The following is a 17,387-nucleotide window of genomic DNA, read 5'->3' as shown; positions in this document are numbered from 1 at the left end:
TACCTATTAAAACTATCTATAAATGTTGCATTACTTCTTCTGCTACTCTATTGCCTTGATAAAATGCTTCCTCAAAAATTGAAATACCACTTAAATCTGAATGGGCAAAAAATATTTTATCTTCAATGGGTTGGGCAGATAATTTACGCATTTTAGCACTAATAAAACCCACAACAGGGGAAATCATCCCATGTCCCCAGACTTTTACATCAATTTCTTCTACTGTACTCCTAATAGCTGGATGATAGCTTTCTAAATCACTCAAAATCTCTTCAATCCAATCTTGATGCTTTTTCAGAATAGCTTCTTTTCTAGCTTCCAAAGGAGATTTACTAGATAAGGGTAAATAATAAGTCAATACCCATTTATCTTGATTACGATTAAGTAATTGATGGCAAGCGTTAATATATCCTAGTGAAGGAGAACGATAAGCAACATTATCCCAACACATAAATCCATTACTGTCAATCGGTAATTGATTTACTGTAATATTTGCCACCATCCACGGTGCGTATTGAAATAAATCATGATTATTACGTTGCAAACTTTCTGGCAATAATCGATTAGCAATGAATTGTGGGATAGCTAAAATAACTCTCTGAGCATTTATATGCAGGTATTTCTGGCTTTTCCAATTGTATGCAGTTACTTCTACACTCGCAGAAGTCAAATCAAGCATTTGAACTAGTACATGGGTTTTTATGGCTTCTTTAAAATCATTCCCAAGGGCATTAGCCAAAAAGTTATTACCTTCTGGCCATGTTAATACGGCACTACTTTCTGCATTGGCAGCTTTGGCTTTTCGGGCAGCAAAATAATGAATACCAGCATAAGCGGAGGTGATAGTACTTTGAATACCATAATCATCTCTACAACAATAATTTACATACCATAATAAATATTCTGAATCAAAATGATGTTGCTTCAAAAACTCAGTCATCGATATTTCATCCAAGGCTTTAAACGATTCATCTTCTGAAGCTTCACTGAGTGGAATGGTAAAAGCCCAACGTCCATCAGCGCCTTTGGCTTGCCGATAATGATTCATTAATTCAAAAAAATCATTTATTTGCTTTCTATCACTTTCAGCTATCCCATAATTGGGAATCAACCCTTCTTGCCAATGACCTTTCATAAAAAGTCTTTCTTGCGGAGATTGACACAAATAATATTCATTGTAATTAGGTAAGCCTTGGTCAGAGTAACCAGTTATCACGTTGTGTTCCTCTAAAAAATGTAATAATTCTTTATTATCATTGTTAGCAACTGGTAGATAATGTGCTGCCCATGGATATGAAGTGACAGCATTTTTGCCCGCATCGGCATTCCCTCCAAGATGGTCTTCTAAATCAACTAAAAAGAAATCTTTGTGTCCTGATTGATATAATTTTCTAGCAGCAGCCAAACCAGATACTCCAGCACCTACTATCAAAATGGGCGTTGTTATCTTTTCGATAGCTTGTTGATTAATTGAGTCAATATTGACAGGCTGTTTCCTTAACAAATGACCTATTTTAAAGTTTGCACCTAATATTCGCCCCTTAATCGGACTTTTCAAGGGTTCTAAAAGTACCTTTGTTCCCCACGAAACACCTAATATAGCACTGACCCCTGTAAGCAAACGGAAAATAAATGTTTTTCGTTTTAGCTTATTATTCATTGTACCTTCCCCCATTCTTCCTCAAAATAATGTACTAGTATTTGGTTATTCAGTTTATTAATATCGGTATTAACGGCTTGCATATCCTTGGGAAAATACGCCATTTGGTCAAATGAATCAGTAGTCAGGAATTTAAGGTTAGGAATCAGACTATTCTTTACTTGAAAGGATTTTTTTGAGGCTAAAACATATCCCCATTCACCAAATGAAGGAACATAACAATGATAAGGTTGGGTTTGTAACCCGATAGACTGAAGGGTATTATTAACACACCAGAAAGATTTGGGTGCTACATAAGGTGAGGTTGATTGTACTACTAAAACAGCATTATCATTTAATAACTTACCTACTTCTCGGTAAAAAGTATTGGTATAGAGTTTGCCTACGGAAAAATTAGAAGGGTCTGGAAAATCAATGACGATAAAATCAAATCGTTCATTGGTATTTCTAACCCATTGAAAAGCATCTGTATTAATTACATTTACTTTAGGATGCATCAAAGAGTTTTGATTTAATGAGGTTAATAGAGTATTCGTTTTGAACAAATCTGTCATATAAGCATCCAAATCAACCAGCGTAATTTTCTGAATTTGCTTATATTTTAACAATTCGCGAACTGCAAGCCCATCTCCTCCACCCAATACTAGTACTTTTTTGATATGAGGATTAGTTGACATGCCAGGGTGAACTAGGGCTTCGTGGTAACGGTATTCGTCAGTGGAACAAAACTGTAAGTTACCATTAAGGTATAATTTGAGTTCTTTTCGATTACGTGTCAGAACGATGCGTTGATAATGACTTGATTTAGCAAAAATAATTTTATCCTGATAAGCCATTGATTCTGACCAAGACATGATTTTGTCAGATGTAAGAAAACCTATCAGCAGCAATATTAATACTGTCCAAGCTGATAGTTTTAATGCAAATTTGTTTTTTAAATCGGTGGAAAACTGATGACATACAATTAAGGCTACAATAGTATTGAATATACCGAAAAAGAAGGAGGTGCGTATTAATCCCATATACGGGACAAAAATCAAAGGGAATAATACTGAAGCCAATAAAGCACCGATATAATCAAAAGTAAAAACCTTTGATACAATTTCTTTGAATTCAAATTTACTTTTCTCTAGTACCCTCATTAACAAGGGTATCTCTAGCCCAACTAGAATACCTGTTAAGCCAATAAGGAAATATAAAACTATTTGAAAAGAAGCTACTTTGTCAAAAACTAAAAAAAGTATTGATGAGCTTGTTCCACCGACTAATCCTACTAAAATCTCAATTTTTACAAACCAAGCTAATAGCTCTTTTTCAATGTATTTAGAGAAAAATGAACCCACTCCCATCGAAAATAGGTAAACACCAATAATCGTAGAAAATTGGGTGACAGAGTCGCCAAGTAGATAGCTCGCGAGCGTTCCTGCTATCAATTCGTAAATAAGCCCACAGGTAGCTATCACAAAAACTGCGAATAGTAAGAGTATAGGCATAATTATCCGTGAATAGCTGCGCTAATAATGATAGCAATGGCAATAATAAACGCCGCAAATATCAATGCTATTGCTGTATTATTTTTTTCAACAACCTGTTTATAAATATTTTCAGGTGTGATTTTCTCGATAGTTACGAATGATATTACTAAAATAAAAATCCCAATGAATGAATACACTATTGAGTCGATAATAGAACTTAAATGAAAAAATGCTCCCATGATTAATTTGGTTTTCAGTTTTATTACTGTTTAAACTTTTATTTATGATTAAATCCATTATTATTACCTTTAGGTGCCCATTTTTCTGAATGTGACTCCATCAAGTAAAGTAAGCTATGTCCGTTGTATTTACAGTAAGTAAAATACGACATCAAAACTGTAATAAAGCCTATATATAATAGTTTTTCTGTAGCTTGATTGGCTATTATTGACTTAAAGTTTTTAATAAAATTTTCTATATTATCCATACTAATTATTTTCTAAATAAGGCGAGTATTCACTTGAGTCCCATCTGCTCTTTTCAAAATTTCTCTCTATGTAAAAGCTATAGGCAGGGATAATAGCTATACAAACTAGCACGATAAAAAAATTATATATGTCAGCAACGCCACTATCTACAATGATTGAAAAATCAGAAACTATGGATGGATAAGCAGATGAGGGTGTAATCTCTAAATGATATGTTCCTTCTGGTATTTTTTCAAGTAGTGTACTCATCTCTGTGCTTCCTTCTGACCAAGACTCTCCTCCTTCAACACCCGAATAATATTCAACACCCAAGTTTGTTGTGTATTCCTCCCCTGTTTTTTCATTGACTAATACCAAATCTGTTTCAAACCAATTGTTTGAAACATCTGCTCTTAAGGTAAACTCAATGTTTCTATTCCCTCCTTTTAGTTTAAAACTTGGCGTAATATAGAATTTAGTGCTATCGTACTCACTATTCGGACGCATTTCCTCGATAGAAAATACATTAAAATCTTTTGAATAAACACGCTCTGAAGGTGAGAAAAACACTTGTATTATTACTAATAAAGTAAGGGCAATCACTGCTATTTTCATTAGTTCGACAAAAGACACTGAAAAAGAACTAGGTTGTATTACACCTATTCCATCTTCTTTTGGCAATTCCACTTTTTCACCTAATGCCTCGTATAGTTCTATACTAGGCAAGTGCTCTCCTTTGAACCAAGTTATTTTTTTTCTATGTTTTTCAACCGTTAATAAATAAGGTGGATTGATATATTCTTTTACTGAAGTACTTGATACTTCCAGTAAATCTATCGGGAATTCTCCTAATGCTCCCTTAATGTTAGCATGATATTCGCTGAAAAGGCGATAATTTTGGTGTTCAAACGTAATCTCAATTTTGTAAGTATTAATATTTGCGTCAGTAGATTCTTTTAAAAAAGTCCAATGTCCTTTATACTCTGTAAGAAAATAATACCCTTCTTTTTCATTATAAAGATAATATTCTTGCCAAGCATAAGAGCCTTCTTTCTTTTTAAGAAAGCCAACCACCGTAAAATCAATTTCTTTTAGTTTTAGCTTAGTTCCTATTGAAATAGTTGATTTAGCTCCTTGTGGATATTTATGGTTATGGATTTCATCTACTTTATATTGGCCATCATAAAGATTACTTTTCTTTACTACGTGTAATGTTCCACAACTATTACATACAAGACATTGTGTATCAGCACAGTTAACACGGAGTAATGTTAAACAGCTTGCACATTGATAGTCCTGAGAAAAGTGAAAAAGTTGATTAACGCTTAATTTCATGAGAAGCAATTACCTTGGCGTTGAACAGTTCTATTAATTTATCGTAAATAGTATGGGCTATTTTATCATTTACCTTCTGATAATTAGAAAGAAAAACATCAAATGTTATGCGTCCAAACTCTGGCCAAGTATGAATAGAGATATGAGATTCTGTTAAGCATACAACTCCTGTAAAACCACCTGTAGGAAAGTTGTGGTAAACCTCTCCAATTTTAGATAAGCCTTGATGCTGAATCATTTCATTTAATAATTGTTGGCAATCAATATAATCTGAAAGCAACTCAATTTTACTGCTTAGACAGTCACAAATAAGGTGTAACCCTGGTTGATACATTTAGTAGTTTTTTTACAAAAATACTTAAATTTAAATATCATGCAAAAATGAATCATCCTGATTTCTCTTTAAAACAAGGTTATTTGAAGATTTTGGTTTTTGAGGTTTGTTTTAATTCCTTTTGGTGCGATTAAAAGTTACTATCTCAGGCATATTTATAAACGACGAAGAATTTCAATTCCACTTGGTGCGATTAAAATCCATTTCAAAAATGGTTATTATAGCTTAATTTAGCCCTTATATCAAAAAAATATGTAAAATAAATCTATCATTTCTATAATTGACGATTATCGTCCTTTATTAAAACGCTCTTTATCTTACATATTTTCTATATAAACCTTCTGATGATTAATTCACCAAATTACTCTCTCTTCTTATAAGCCCTGCCATATTTCTTTTTCATTTCTGCGGCATGGTTTCTTCTTACGTTTACTTTACTGTTTTTCTCTGATTTTTCATGAAATGCCGCTCCGCTTTCTTCTTTTTTAGGAGCTTTTACCTGAATCGTTTTCATCGTTACTCTTTCAGTCTCCGCAGGTAAAATTTTCGTTGATAATATTAATTCCTCTGGTAATTCTTGTTGAGGAATCAAATAATTCATCAGATTTTCTATCTCTGAAAGATATTCTTTCTCTTTTTCAACCACAAACGATATTGCTATACCTTTACGCTCTTTTCGTCCTGTTCTACCTATACGGTGGATGTAGTTTTGTGGAGTTTCTGGTAAATCAAAATTTATTACATGGGTTACTTCTGCTACGTCTAACCCTCTGGCTATAATATCGGTCGCAATTAATATTCTGCACTCTCCTGATTGAAATTTATCTACGCTATCAAAACGATGTTTCTGAGCTTTATTCGAGTGAATTACTCCTACTGCTTCTCCATATACTGGACTAACCTCCTCAAATAGTACATCAGCTAAGTGTTTGGTTGAAACAAAGACTAATACTTTTGTCATTGTCTCGTCTTTGGCTAATAACAAATTCAAGAAATTCACTTTTGAGTAAAAGTTGGGTACTTCGTAATAAGATTGGCTAATATTTTCAAGAGGTGTACCTACGGGAGTAGCTTCTACTCTTACTGGACTATTGAAATAGTCTTCTATTAATTGCTCTACTTCTTCATTAAGTGTTGCTGAAAAAAGTAAGTTTTGTCTTCTTTGAGGCAGTTTACCAAACACAATCTTTAACTGTGCTCTGAAACCCAAATTCAACATTTCGTCAAATTCATCAATCACTAATTTCTTGACTGATTTACCCGAAAATGCCCCTACTGATATTAAATCAACTAATCTCCCTGGTGTGGCTACTAATATATCTGCTCCTTCTAACAATTCTGCTACTTGCAATTTTGTATTTACACCGCCATAAACGCCCAATACTTTAAAGCTCATATAAGTCAATAACTTCTGAGCTTCTTCTACAATTTGTACTACCAACTCGCGAGTAGGCACAATAATTACTAATTGTGGGGCTTTTTCTTTTGAAAATTTTAACTGACGAAGACATGGCAATAAATAGGCATACGTTTTTCCTGTTCCTGTTTGCGCTATTCCACAAACATCTTTCCCTGACATTACTACAGAAAAAACTTTTTCTTGGATAGCTGTTGGTGAAGTAAAGCCCAAATCCTCAAGGGCGTTAAGTAATTGTTTATTAAGATTTAATTCTTCGAAAGTCATGACTGTAAATTGATTATTACTGCAAAGGTAGCTTTAAACTTTCTGAAAGATAAATTAATATCCCATAATCGTCTGTTTATTAAGCAGATTAGTTTAGCTATCGGCTGTCAGGTTTCAGCTTTCTGAGAGTATATTAGTCATTAAGGAATAGATTTAAAGTAGTAAATAAATCAAAAATACCCAAAACAAAAAGTCCCCAGTTACTTAAAACTGAGGACTTTTAATCATTTTCTGAAACCTAAAACTTCGATTTACAAAGCCCTATAGTTCACAATTATTTCAACTCACCTTTTTTCAAAGCATCAACGGCATAAGAGGCTGCTCTTGCTGTTAAAGCCATGTAAGTAAGTGATGGGTTTACGCATGAAGCCGAAGTCATAGCTGCACCGTCAGTTACAAATACGTTTTCTGCACCCCAAACTTGGTTGTTTTTATTTAATACAGAGTTCTTAGCATCCGTTCCCATTCTGGCAGTTCCCATTTCATGAATACCGATTCCCAAGTGTTTAGTTTGGTCATCGTAAGGAGTAACGTTTTTCAATCCTGCTTTTTCTAACATTTCTGCTGCATCGTTTTTCATATCGACACGCATTTTTAGTTCGTTGTCACCATAAGCAGCATCGAATACGAATAATGGCATTCCCCACTTATCTTTTTGGTTAGGGTCTAATGTCATTCTGTTTTCAGGATTTGGTATTACTTCACCAAAACCACCGATATTGAATGTCCATTTTCCTGGGTAACTCAATGCGTCTTTAAAGTCTGCACCTAATCCTTCTTGACCAGCACCACGACCCCAATCTTCACGAGAAGCTCCACCTTGGTAACCAAAACCACGTAAGTAATCACGTTTGTCAGTTCCCCAGTTACGGTATCTTGGTATATATATACCATTAGCACGACGACCATAGTAATAGTCATCTTCTAACCCTTCAAATTCGCCTCTTGCACCAACTGCCAAATGGTGGTCCATGATGTTACGACCTAGTTGGTCTGACTCATTTCCTAAGCCATTTGGATGGCGTTTCGATTTTGAATTCAACATAATACCTGTACTTCCAAAAGCAGAAGCATTCAAGAAGATAATCTTAGCAAAATATTCGATTGACTGTAAAGTATTTTGGTCAACTATTCTTACACCTATTGCTTTGCCTATTTTGTCATCATAAATAACTTCTTGAACGATAGCGTCAGGGCGAAGTGTTAAATTTCCCGTTTTTACCGCTGCTGGAAGCGTTGAAGACTGCGTAGAGAAATACCCTCCGTAAGGACAGCCCATCATACAACGGTTACGGAACTGACATTGCGAACGTCCTAAATCATAAGCAATTTTAGATTCTCCCGTTAAGTGTGCAGTACGCCCCATGATAAAGTGACGAGAAGAGAATTCCTTTTCAATTCTTTTCTTTAGTTCTTTCTCTAAAGCATTCATGTTCATCGCTGGTAAGTAATGGTCACCATGCGGTAACACATCAATACCATCCTTATTACCGCTGATACCTGCAAATTTCTCTACGTGGTCATACCAAGGAGCTAAATCTTTGTAACGAATTGGCCAATCGGTACCAAGACCTTCTTTAGCATTTGCTTCAAAATCCTTTTCATTTAAACGATATGACTGACGACCCCACATCAAAGAGCGACCACCAACATGGTATCCACGAATCCAGTCGATTGGTTTTTTCTCAACAATTGGGTTTTCTTTATCATTTTCAAACATATCTCTCCAAGGCTCATTTACGGTATAACCCGTACGAACACCGATGAAATGCTCTTCCGCAGATTTATTATCTACTCTACCACGGTGTTCAAATTCCCATGGTGCTTTAGTAGCATTCGGATAGTCTTGAATATGTTTGATATCACGCCCTCTTTCAAGCATGATTACTTTTAAGCCTTTTTCACACAATTCTTTGGCAGCCCAACCGCCAGATATTCCTGAGCCAACTACGATAGCATCGTAAGTATTTGCTTTATTTCCTGTTCCTGTAATTTCCACTTTGATATTGATTTGAAATTAATGAATTATTTGTGACTTCTTTTCTAAAAAACAACTAGCTCATTGCCCAAGCTTTTTGTCCTTTTTCTAATTTAATGGGCTCATATTTACCCGGAACTTCCAAATACGCTAGTGCTTTTGTCGCACCTGGCTCAGAAGTAAAGTATCCCAAAATCGTCAAATCCTTCATTGTTTTCCAAAACTCAGAACGTTCTTTTGCTGAATCTTCTGCTTTAATCAACGCTAATTTTTGTGCTGGTGTTGCTTTTGAAAATTCAGTACCATTGGCTTTTTTAGAATCCTCATCCAATTTAGTTAATCCTGCAAAGAAAGCTTTCTGTTGGTCTTCTTTATAACAGTCCTTCACCATCATTTGAATAAACTCTGGTACTTTAGCATCAATTGCTCCTGGTGTTTGTGTGCGGGGTAAAATAATCTCAGCAATTTCTGCAATCATTGCACTTTCCTCAGGCGAAAAACTTAGGGCTGTTGCTTCTGCCGAGCTGCTTGATTTACAGCCTTCCAAAACTGTTGCCAAAGTACTTGCCGAAAGGATTCCTCCCATCGCCAAAGCCATTTTAGCAATTGCGTCTCTTCTTTTCATGTATTTAATTTAAGTTTTGTTTATAATTCAGTATTGAACGTAAAATTACATTTATATTGCAAAAAATTGCATTATTATTTGCTAAACTACTTATTAGCCACCATGTAAGTCAGTGCAGTAATAAATAGTATGATAAAAAATCCAAATCAAAGTAAATTAAAAATAAATATCTTAAAAATACAATTATTTATTTTTAAGAAAATCGATTCTCAAGGCAATTGCATTCTTTTTAGTTATTCTAAAATATTTTGTCAATCAAATCATTGTTAAATCTTTAATTTTAACTATCTTTGCACTCCAATTTACAAATACCATAACCGAAGGACGGGTTCCTTCACTAAAACGTAAATAAAAAATGGCTGTTAAAATTAGATTAGCACGTCGTGGACGTAAAAAATTAGCGATGTACGACATCGTTATTGCTGACGCAAGAGCTCCACGTGACGGTAAATTCATTGAGAAAATCGGAACGTACAATCCAAACACAAACCCTGCTTCTATCAACTTGAACGAAGATAGCGCTTTGAAATGGGTTTTAAACGGTGCTCAACCAACAGATACTACTCGTGCAATTTTGTCATATAAAGGTATATTGTTGAAAAAACACTTGCAAGTGGGTGTTAACAAAGGTGCTATTTCTCAAGAAATTGCTGACTCTAAATTCAACGACTGGAAAACTAGCAAAGATTTAAAAATCACTGGTAAAACTGACGGTCTTGAAGCTACTAAAGCTGCTGATAAAGCTGCTCGTATGGCAAGAGAAACTGAAATCAATGCTGCTCGTGCTGCTGCAATTGCTAAGAAAAATACTGTTGAAGAAGAAGTTGTTGCAGAAGAAACTGAAGCTCCAGCGGCTGAAGGAGAAGCTACTACAGAAGCTGCTGAGTAATTTTCCCAAAGAAATTTCCATAAAAATGATACAAAACTCTTTTGATAAGCTGTTTTGTATCATTTTTTATTTTAACACATTTGTTCATTTTATCAAAGCAAAATCAAGTGTCAAGCCACAAAGTTGATACTGAATATATACCAATGACTAAAGAAGATTGTTTTGAACTAGGGAAAATCACAAAAACTCACGGACTAAAAGGCGAAGTAATCCTTTGGTTGGATGTTGATTTTCCTGAAGATTATGAAGATTTAGAAAGCCTTTTCTTAGAAGTAAAAGGAGAATTGGTTCCTTATTTTATAGAATCATACCGACTATCGGGTAATCGTGCTATCGTGCATTTTGAAGATGTAGACTCTTTTGAAAAAGCAGAATTAATGATTAACCTACAGGCTTTTTTACCATTAGAAGAACTACCAGAACTGGATAGCGACCAATTCTATTACCATGAAATCATTGGTTTTCAAATAGTTGACAAGAATCTAGGAAATTTAGGTACTGTACAAACCGTACATTCAATGCAAGCGCAAGATTTGTTGGTGATGGATTATAAAGGTAAAGAAGTGTTGATTCCGGTAATTGATGAAATTGTATTGCAAGCGGAAAAAGCGCAAAAAATCCTTCATGTAAATTTACCAGAAGGGTTGTTAGAAGTGTATTTGGAAGATTAATTTCAAAAAAACTACCATGCGAATAGATATTATTTCTGTAGTACCCAAATTGATGGAAAGCTTTTTTGCTCATTCAATTTTAAAACGTGGACAAGAGGCTGGTCATGTAGAAGTTGTTTTACATGATTTAAGAGATTACTCTCTTTCTAAACAACGTCAAGTAGATGATTATGCTTTTGGAGGCGGTGCTGGCATGGTAATGAGCGTCGAGCCGATTGCACGTTGTATCAGACATTTGCAAAGCGAAAGACATTATGATGAAGTGATTTACATGACGCCTGATGGTGAAACGTTCAATCAACAGACGGCTAACCAACTTTCGCTTCAAGGCAATCTGTTATTTCTTTGCGGACACTATAAAGGTGTTGACCAAAGAGTTAGAGATATGTTTATCACCAAAGAAATTTCTATCGGTGATTATGTACTTTCTGGTGGCGAATTAGCAGCAGCGGTTTGTGCTGACGCTATTATCCGATTGATTCCAGGGGTATTGAATGATGAAACTTCAGCCTTGACAGATTCTTTTCAAGATAATCTTTTAGCACCACCAGTGTATACACGTCCTGCCGAATTTGAAGGCGTTGGTGTTCCTCCTGTCCTTCTATCTGGTCATGAAGCGAAAATAAATGAATGGAGATTCGAGCAATCTATTGAAAGAACTAAGACTAGAAGACCAGATTTGTATGCAAGAAGCGGTTTATAGTGCAAAATTAGAGCATTTTTAGTACTATTTTTTGTCTAAATGATGAAAAGAGAGGCTAAAACCAAAAAAAACAAATATTTCTTACAAATAATTGTATTATATGTTTATTTATTTGGATTTTTTATTATTTTTGTAACGAAGAGAAAAACGAGAGGGTGAAGCAATTAAAATAGAAAAACAAAGACAATAACATTAAATAAAGTAAGGATTATATTTAGAAAGCCTGATGTCTGTGGCATCGGGCTTTTTTGTGTCCTTAGTTTCCCTTTTCTCTATTAATACTTATTTCGTAGCTTTAATCGTACCAAGTGGAATTGAAACATTATATTTGTATTCATTTTTTTGAATATAGCCCATAAGCAAGCACTTTTGATTGATAAGATTAAAATTTATCTAATCTCATTTAATCAAAATTAATTTTATGAAAATTTTCAACAACCCAGTATCGCATGGATGTTTCGGTTATCATTATTAATTACAAGTCAGCAGAATTAACAGTCAATTGCATAAGCTCTATTAAAAAATTTACTCAGGATATTAGTTATGAAGTAGTGGTGGTGGATAATGATTCTCAGGACGCTTCAGAAAGTATTATTAAATCTGTTCATCCAGAAATCATTTGGGTTGCTAGTAAATATAATTCGGGCTTTTCAAGAGGGAATAACCAAGGAATGGCCGTTGCCCAAGGTGATTATTTTTTATTATTAAATGCAGATACGCTCTTATTCGATAATGCTATATTTAAAGCTTGGCAATTGCTTAAATCTCAACCTGAAATATCTGTTATTGGTGGAATTCAGGTTACGGCTGATTTAGTAAAAATGCCATATTTCAGGAATAGGAATGAGTTTTTGAAATTCTTGATTATTACCCCTAATTCATTTAACAAATATTTAGATAAACTATTTCCCGAACCTCAATTTCAAGATCCTAATCAATCAGAATTATGTTGTGGAGCTTTTATGCTAATTGCTCGCAAAACAGTAGAAAAAGTAGGCAAAATGGATGAAGATTTCTTTATGTATGCCGAAGATTTCGAATGGGCTGGTAGGCTAAGAAAAGCAGGGAAAATATGTTGTTCAGAAGACATTAAATTTATTCACCTCGAAAAAGATTCTCCTTTTAGAAGAACTAATATTTCGCCTATCAACCGATTTGGCACACAAATGCAAGTTTCTAATTTATTGTGGATTCGGAAAGAATATGGTATAGGCTTTTATCTCTTCCTTATTTTCCATTATGTAAGTCTGGCTATTTTCTTTTATGTATGGAAAATATCCGTGAATATTTCTAAGCTTAGGAATCCATTTTTTGAATTGAGAAGTCAAAAAATATTTGCTTTAAAAACATTAGTCTTTCTAAAGTTTTTCTGGAAGACTATCTTCAAAATCAAAGACTTTTATAAAATTAAGCCCAGCGATAATATTGATTTAATATTTCGCTAGGCTAGTTTTAAATGATATTTTCAGCCGTGAACTCAAACAGAATAATGCAAAAGTTTACGGCTGATTATTAAAAGTTATTTGCTAAGTAAACCCAACGAATCCATCCAGTTTTTCACATTATCCATCCATTTTTCTTTGGTGGTTTTATTGTTCAAACCAAATCCGTGGCCACCTTTAGGATAAATTACTAATTCAGCCAATACCCCATTTTTTTGTAAGCCTTGATAAAATTCTAAGGAATTTCTTACTGGCACTGCTGTATCATCACCAGCGTGTACTAAAAAAGTAGGAGGCGTTTCGGCAGTAACATGCAATTCATTTGAATATTCATCAATCAAAGCTTGGTCAGGCGTTTTACCAATTAAATTGATTCTTGAACCTGCATGTCCAAAATCCTTAAAAGTAATAACAGGGTAACCCAAAATCATAAAATCGGGACGAACGGATACTTCGCTAGTCACCTCTCCTACTTGTTTATTAAAATGTGTTCCTGCGGTTGAAGCCAAGTGTCCACCTGCTGAAAAACCCATTATGCCTATTTTACTAGGATTAATACCATACTTGGCTGCATCTTTACGAACGGTTCTTAATGCTTGTTGGGCATCTTGTAAGGGAGCAATTGATTTATCAACCTGAGCATCACTATTAGGCAATCTATATTTTAATACAAAAGCTGTTACACCCATTTTATTAAAAACACTCGCCACATCTGACCCTTCGTGACTTGCCGCTAAAATAGCATAACCACCACCCGGACAAATAATTACAGCAGTACCATTTGCTTTGTCAGCATCAGCAGGATAGACGGTTAAGGTAGGAACGGTTACTTCTGAAATTCTAAGTACACCGTTTTTATCAGTAACAGATTTTTGGGTATTAGGTACTTGTTTCGCATTCGGAACACCATCTGGATACAATGGCATTTCTTGTTGTGCTTGAGCGTACTTCATGCAGCATAAAAAAGAAAATGTTAAAATGATTTTTTTCATACGATTGGTTTTGAAAGGTAAAAATTTGAGAATGATGTTATGTATTTTTTGTAATAGCTTTGTTTTTGGCAGTAGTAATCAAAATCACAGCTGTAATAATGATACCCCCTGCCAAAAGCATTAATGGATGTAGGCTTTCGCCTGCAAACAATGAACCCAATACCATGGCAACTAACGGATTGACATACGTATAGGTAGCAACCAAGGTTGGAGAAGTAACTTTTGATAACCAGTTAAAAATTAGAAAAGCCAAAGTAGATCCAAAAACTACTAAATAAATAAAAGATAAATATGCTTTGGGTTGGATATTGGTAATATCAAAATGACTAAATTCTCCTAGTCCTAAGCTGATAATCAAGGAAATAATCCCCCCCGTCATCATCTGCATTCCCGAAATCTGGGAAGCGTGATAATTAAATATTTTTGCTTTTTTGACGATTACCACCCCGATATTCCAAGCTGAAGTAGCCAAGAACAGGAATAAAACGCCTAATCCATAATATTGTTCAAAGCCTTTTAGGGCTAATGTTTTCAAACTCATCAAGATTCCTACACCAATAATACCCAACAATGCCCCGGCAATTACTTTCGGTTTTGGTTTTTCATGATTGAATACCCAAAGTAAAGAAACCAGCATAACAGGTCCCAAGGCTGAAAACAAGGCTGAGTAGCTTGAAGGCATCCATTTGGCAGCTATGGTGAATAATCCATTACCAAAGCATAGCATCAAAAAGCCAGTAAAAAAGCAAGTGACCAACATTTTACGCGAAGGCTTCTGATACTTTTTACTAACGATAGAAAAAAGAAAAAGTATAGTGCCCGCTATTAGATTTCTAAAACCAGAGGCCATCATTGATGGAACGGTTTCAACAACAAACCGCAACGCTAGATAAGTAGAACCCCAAACTAAGTAAAGCGTAATTAGTCCTGCCCAAATTTTAAGTGGTTGATTTTGATTATTCATGACACAAAATTGGCGTTTTTTTACGATATTTAAACTGTAAAAAACAAACTATTCATCAATCAACCTCCATGAAAAAAAATGTCATTATTTTACTTTTACTTTCTCTGAGTACATTTGCTCAAAAAAATAGTAGTTTAAAATTTGAAGATTACCTGTCTTTACGAAATGTAGCGAATCCTGTTATTTCACCGGATGGAAAAAATGTTGTTTTTTCGGTTACAACAGCAGACTGGAAAGAGAATAATTATGACACAGAGTTGTGGTTATCTAAAAACAAGCAAACGCCTTTTCAATTAACCAGAACACTAAAGGGGAATAGCGTAGCTGCTAGTTGGTCGCCTGATAGTAAATGGATTGCTTTTTTAGCAGACAGAGGGGATAAAAATCAAATTTATGTCATCAGAGCTGACGGTGGAGAAGCACAACAGATAACCAAAGAAGATGAAGGAATTAATAGTTTTAGCTGGTCGCCAGATGGTAAAACTTTGGCGATTTCAATCACCGAAAAAGATTCAAAAAGCTTGAAATCTAAGAAAGAACGCTATGGGGGCTTTGAGGTAGATGATGAAGAATTTAAGCTTACACACTTATGGTTGGTAGATTTTTCAACAGATTTGTTTCCGTCGCCTAACGAAAAGCCTTGTTATGATTCAAAAGATTCGACTAAAACTTGTATTACCCTACCTAAACCTCGCAGATTAACCCAAGGCGATTTTACGGTTACTTATTTCAAGTGGTCGCCCGATGGGACTAAGATTGCTTTCACACATCAACCTAATCCGCTCATTCAATCAAGTACTTATGCCAATGTTTCTTATTTAGACGTTTTATCTAAGAAGAGTACACTATTAGTTAACAATGCAGGAGGTGATTTTTTTGAAACTTGGTCACAAGATTCAAAAAGTATTTTATATACTACTTCACTGAATGATACAACTTCAAATTATTATAAAAATCCTAAAACTTTCAGCATTGATTTAGTCTCAAAAAAGACGAAACAATGGGTGAGTGATTTTGATGAAGATATTAATATATTAGAGTGGACGAATGAGGGCATGTATTTTACAGCTTCGCAAAGGACAAAAATGAAATTGTTTCTAGCGGATAATATCACAGGAAAAGTAAAAGAAATTCAGGCTAAATTTGATTTGATTGCTAGTCCAAGTTTTTCAAAAGATGCTAAACAAGTTGCCTTTTTAGGGAGAAATTATGATAGCCTTTTTGATATACAAATTGGTGAAATAGCTGATTTGAAGTTTACAGCGATAACCAATATGAATGCTCAGATTGCTAGTTGGCAAACGGCTAGTAGTGAAGTAATAAAATGGAAAAGTAAAGACGGAGCAGAGATTGAGGGTGTTTTGCATAAACCCAAAAATTATGACCCAACCAAGAAATATCCTTTATTAGTATTGATTCATGGCGGACCAACGGGGGTTGATGTACCTACACCAACACCAGGTGGAAGCGTTTACCCTATCTTGCAATTTCTGGAAAAAGGCGCTTTAGTACTTCGTCCGAATTATCGAGGTTCAGCTGGATATGGTGAAGCTTTTCGTTCTTTGAATGTTAGAAATTTGGGGGTTGGCGATATGTGGGATGTGATGTCAGGTGTTGATTATTTGAAAAGCAAAGGGTTTGTTGATACCACTCGGATGGGTTCAATGGGCTGGAGTCAGGGTGGATACATTTCAGCATTTTTGACGACGAATACCAATGTATTTAAAGCTATTTCAGTAGGTGCAGGCATTTCAAATTGGGTAACATATTATGTCAGTACAGACATTCACCCTTTTACAAGACAGTATTTACAGTCAACTCCTTGGAGTGATAAAGATGTCTATTTAAAGACCTCTCCGATGACCAATATCAATCATGCTAGTACACCGACACTTATTCAGCATGGAGAATTAGATAGAAGAGTTCCTATTGCTAATGCCTACGAATTATTGCAAGGTCTTCAAGACAAGGGTGTTCCTGCAAAACTAATCGTTTACAAAGGTTTTGGACATGGGATTACTAAACCCAAAGAACGCCTAGCGGCGATGTGGCATAACTGGATTTGGTTTAACAAATACATTTGGAAAGAGGTAGAAGAAATGCCTTTGGATAAATAAAAGCTTTTATATTATTTACTCACTTAATTTAATTTTCATCAACTTATTACA

15 protein-coding genes are annotated in these 17,387 nt (G+C 34.8%); 5 read left to right on the top strand and 10 right to left on the bottom strand.

The features are described 5' to 3' along the window. Positions 1-16: 16 nt before the first annotated feature. From J2Y60_RS12600 to J2Y60_RS12565, 8 genes are all read right to left on the bottom strand, one after another. Positions 17-1,660 carry an NAD(P)/FAD-dependent oxidoreductase gene (locus tag J2Y60_RS12600; RefSeq protein ID WP_309916051.1) on the bottom strand — a complete coding sequence of 548 codons (1,644 nt, stop codon included), beginning with the start codon at positions 1,658-1,660 and terminating at the stop codon, positions 17-19. Then, positions 1,657-3,153 (bottom strand): polyamine aminopropyltransferase, encoded by a 1,497-nt coding sequence (locus J2Y60_RS12595; protein WP_309916050.1) that lies wholly within the window; start codon positions 3,151-3,153, stop codon positions 1,657-1,659. Before J2Y60_RS12595 ends, J2Y60_RS12600 begins: the two co-directional genes overlap by 4 nt. Before the next feature lie 2 nt (positions 3,154-3,155). Further along, positions 3,156-3,374 (bottom strand): DUF350 domain-containing protein, encoded by a 219-nt coding sequence (locus J2Y60_RS12590; RefSeq protein WP_309916048.1) that lies wholly within the window; start codon positions 3,372-3,374, stop codon positions 3,156-3,158. Between the two features lie 249 nt (positions 3,375-3,623). Then, positions 3,624-4,937 (bottom strand): DUF4178 domain-containing protein, encoded by a 1,314-nt coding sequence (locus J2Y60_RS12585; protein WP_309916045.1) that lies wholly within the window; start codon positions 4,935-4,937, stop codon positions 3,624-3,626. Next, positions 4,921-5,271 (bottom strand): adenosylmethionine decarboxylase, encoded by a 351-nt coding sequence (speD, locus tag J2Y60_RS12580; protein WP_309916041.1) that lies wholly within the window; start codon positions 5,269-5,271, stop codon positions 4,921-4,923. Before speD ends, J2Y60_RS12585 begins: the two co-directional genes overlap by 17 nt. 361 nt (positions 5,272-5,632) lie before the next feature. After that, on the bottom strand, positions 5,633-6,955 hold the full coding sequence (locus J2Y60_RS12575; protein WP_309916038.1) for a DEAD/DEAH box helicase: 1,323 nt from the start codon (positions 6,953-6,955) through the stop codon (positions 5,633-5,635). Positions 6,956-7,229: 274 nt separating this feature from the next. Next, positions 7,230-8,954, bottom strand: a complete 1,725-nt coding sequence (locus J2Y60_RS12570) for a GMC family oxidoreductase (protein WP_309916034.1) — start codon at positions 8,952-8,954, stop codon at positions 7,230-7,232. A 55-nt stretch (positions 8,955-9,009) separates the two neighbouring features. Beyond that, on the bottom strand, positions 9,010-9,558 hold the full coding sequence (locus J2Y60_RS12565) for a gluconate 2-dehydrogenase subunit 3 family protein (protein ID WP_309916031.1): 549 nt from the start codon (positions 9,556-9,558) through the stop codon (positions 9,010-9,012). Between the two features lie 355 nt (positions 9,559-9,913). Between J2Y60_RS12565 and J2Y60_RS12560 the strand changes: the two genes are divergently transcribed. The 4 genes from J2Y60_RS12560 (at position 9,914) to J2Y60_RS12545 (ending at position 13,266) form a co-directional block, all read left to right on the top strand. Beyond that, positions 9,914-10,447 carry a 30S ribosomal protein S16 gene (locus J2Y60_RS12560; RefSeq protein ID WP_309916028.1) on the top strand — a complete coding sequence of 178 codons (534 nt, stop codon included), beginning with the start codon at positions 9,914-9,916 and terminating at the stop codon, positions 10,445-10,447. A gap of 143 nt (positions 10,448-10,590) precedes the next feature. After that, complete coding sequence (rimM, locus tag J2Y60_RS12555; protein WP_309916026.1) at positions 10,591-11,118, top strand: ribosome maturation factor RimM; 528 nt, start codon at positions 10,591-10,593, stop codon at positions 11,116-11,118. 16 nt (positions 11,119-11,134) lie between these two features. Beyond that, positions 11,135-11,821 carry a tRNA (guanosine(37)-N1)-methyltransferase TrmD gene (trmD, locus tag J2Y60_RS12550; RefSeq protein WP_309916023.1) on the top strand — a complete coding sequence of 229 codons (687 nt, stop codon included), beginning with the start codon at positions 11,135-11,137 and terminating at the stop codon, positions 11,819-11,821. Positions 11,822-12,270: 449 nt separating this feature from the next. Next, positions 12,271-13,266 carry a glycosyltransferase family 2 protein gene (locus tag J2Y60_RS12545; RefSeq protein ID WP_309916020.1) on the top strand — a complete coding sequence of 332 codons (996 nt, stop codon included), beginning with the start codon at positions 12,271-12,273 and terminating at the stop codon, positions 13,264-13,266. A gap of 74 nt (positions 13,267-13,340) precedes the next feature. Here J2Y60_RS12545 and J2Y60_RS12540 read toward each other — a convergent pair whose 3' ends face one another. Next, complete coding sequence (locus J2Y60_RS12540) at positions 13,341-14,255, bottom strand: alpha/beta hydrolase (RefSeq protein ID WP_309916017.1); 915 nt, start codon at positions 14,253-14,255, stop codon at positions 13,341-13,343. Between the two features lie 37 nt (positions 14,256-14,292). Continuing rightward, a complete protein-coding gene (locus tag J2Y60_RS12535) occupies positions 14,293-15,219 on the bottom strand; it encodes an EamA family transporter (RefSeq protein WP_309916014.1) in 927 nt (308 codons plus the stop codon). 68 nt (positions 15,220-15,287) lie between these two features. On the opposite strand from J2Y60_RS12535, the gene J2Y60_RS12530 reads away from it, so the two are divergent. Beyond that, positions 15,288-17,336 (top strand): S9 family peptidase, encoded by a 2,049-nt coding sequence (locus J2Y60_RS12530; protein ID WP_309916011.1) that lies wholly within the window; start codon positions 15,288-15,290, stop codon positions 17,334-17,336. Positions 17,337-17,387: the final 51 nt, after the last annotated feature.

Source organism: Arcicella sp. BE140 (assembly GCF_031456255.1).
In the GTDB taxonomy this organism is placed as follows: Bacteria; Bacteroidota; Bacteroidia; order Cytophagales; family Spirosomataceae; genus Arcicella; species Arcicella aquatica.
This window is presented reverse-complemented; position numbering and strand designations above follow the sequence as displayed.

What these genes read in the sequence shown, in the direction of transcription:
- J2Y60_RS12600 (WP_309916051.1), bottom strand. Translation starts at nt 1,660, where the DNA reads ATGAATAATAAGCTAAAACGAAAAACATTTATTTTCCGTTTGCTTACA.
- J2Y60_RS12595 (WP_309916050.1), bottom strand. Translation starts at nt 3,153, where the DNA reads ATGCCTATACTCTTACTATTCGCAGTTTTTGTGATAGCTACCTGTGGG.
- J2Y60_RS12590 (WP_309916048.1), bottom strand. Translation starts at nt 3,374, where the DNA reads ATGGGAGCATTTTTTCATTTAAGTTCTATTATCGACTCAATAGTGTAT.
- J2Y60_RS12585 (WP_309916045.1), bottom strand. Translation starts at nt 4,937, where the DNA reads ATGAAATTAAGCGTTAATCAACTTTTTCACTTTTCTCAGGACTATCAA.
- speD (WP_309916041.1), bottom strand. Translation starts at nt 5,271, where the DNA reads ATGTATCAACCAGGGTTACACCTTATTTGTGACTGTCTAAGCAGTAAA.
- J2Y60_RS12575 (WP_309916038.1), bottom strand. Translation starts at nt 6,955, where the DNA reads ATGACTTTCGAAGAATTAAATCTTAATAAACAATTACTTAACGCCCTT.
- J2Y60_RS12565 (WP_309916031.1), bottom strand. Translation starts at nt 9,558, where the DNA reads ATGAAAAGAAGAGACGCAATTGCTAAAATGGCTTTGGCGATGGGAGGA.
- J2Y60_RS12560 (WP_309916028.1), top strand. Translation starts at nt 9,914, where the DNA reads ATGGCTGTTAAAATTAGATTAGCACGTCGTGGACGTAAAAAATTAGCG.
- rimM (WP_309916026.1), top strand. Translation starts at nt 10,591, where the DNA reads ATGACTAAAGAAGATTGTTTTGAACTAGGGAAAATCACAAAAACTCAC.
- trmD (WP_309916023.1), top strand. Translation starts at nt 11,135, where the DNA reads ATGCGAATAGATATTATTTCTGTAGTACCCAAATTGATGGAAAGCTTT.
- J2Y60_RS12545 (WP_309916020.1), top strand. Translation starts at nt 12,271, where the DNA reads ATGGATGTTTCGGTTATCATTATTAATTACAAGTCAGCAGAATTAACA.
- J2Y60_RS12540 (WP_309916017.1), bottom strand. Translation starts at nt 14,255, where the DNA reads ATGAAAAAAATCATTTTAACATTTTCTTTTTTATGCTGCATGAAGTAC.
- J2Y60_RS12535 (WP_309916014.1), bottom strand. Translation starts at nt 15,219, where the DNA reads ATGAATAATCAAAATCAACCACTTAAAATTTGGGCAGGACTAATTACG.
- J2Y60_RS12530 (WP_309916011.1), top strand. Translation starts at nt 15,288, where the DNA reads ATGAAAAAAAATGTCATTATTTTACTTTTACTTTCTCTGAGTACATTT.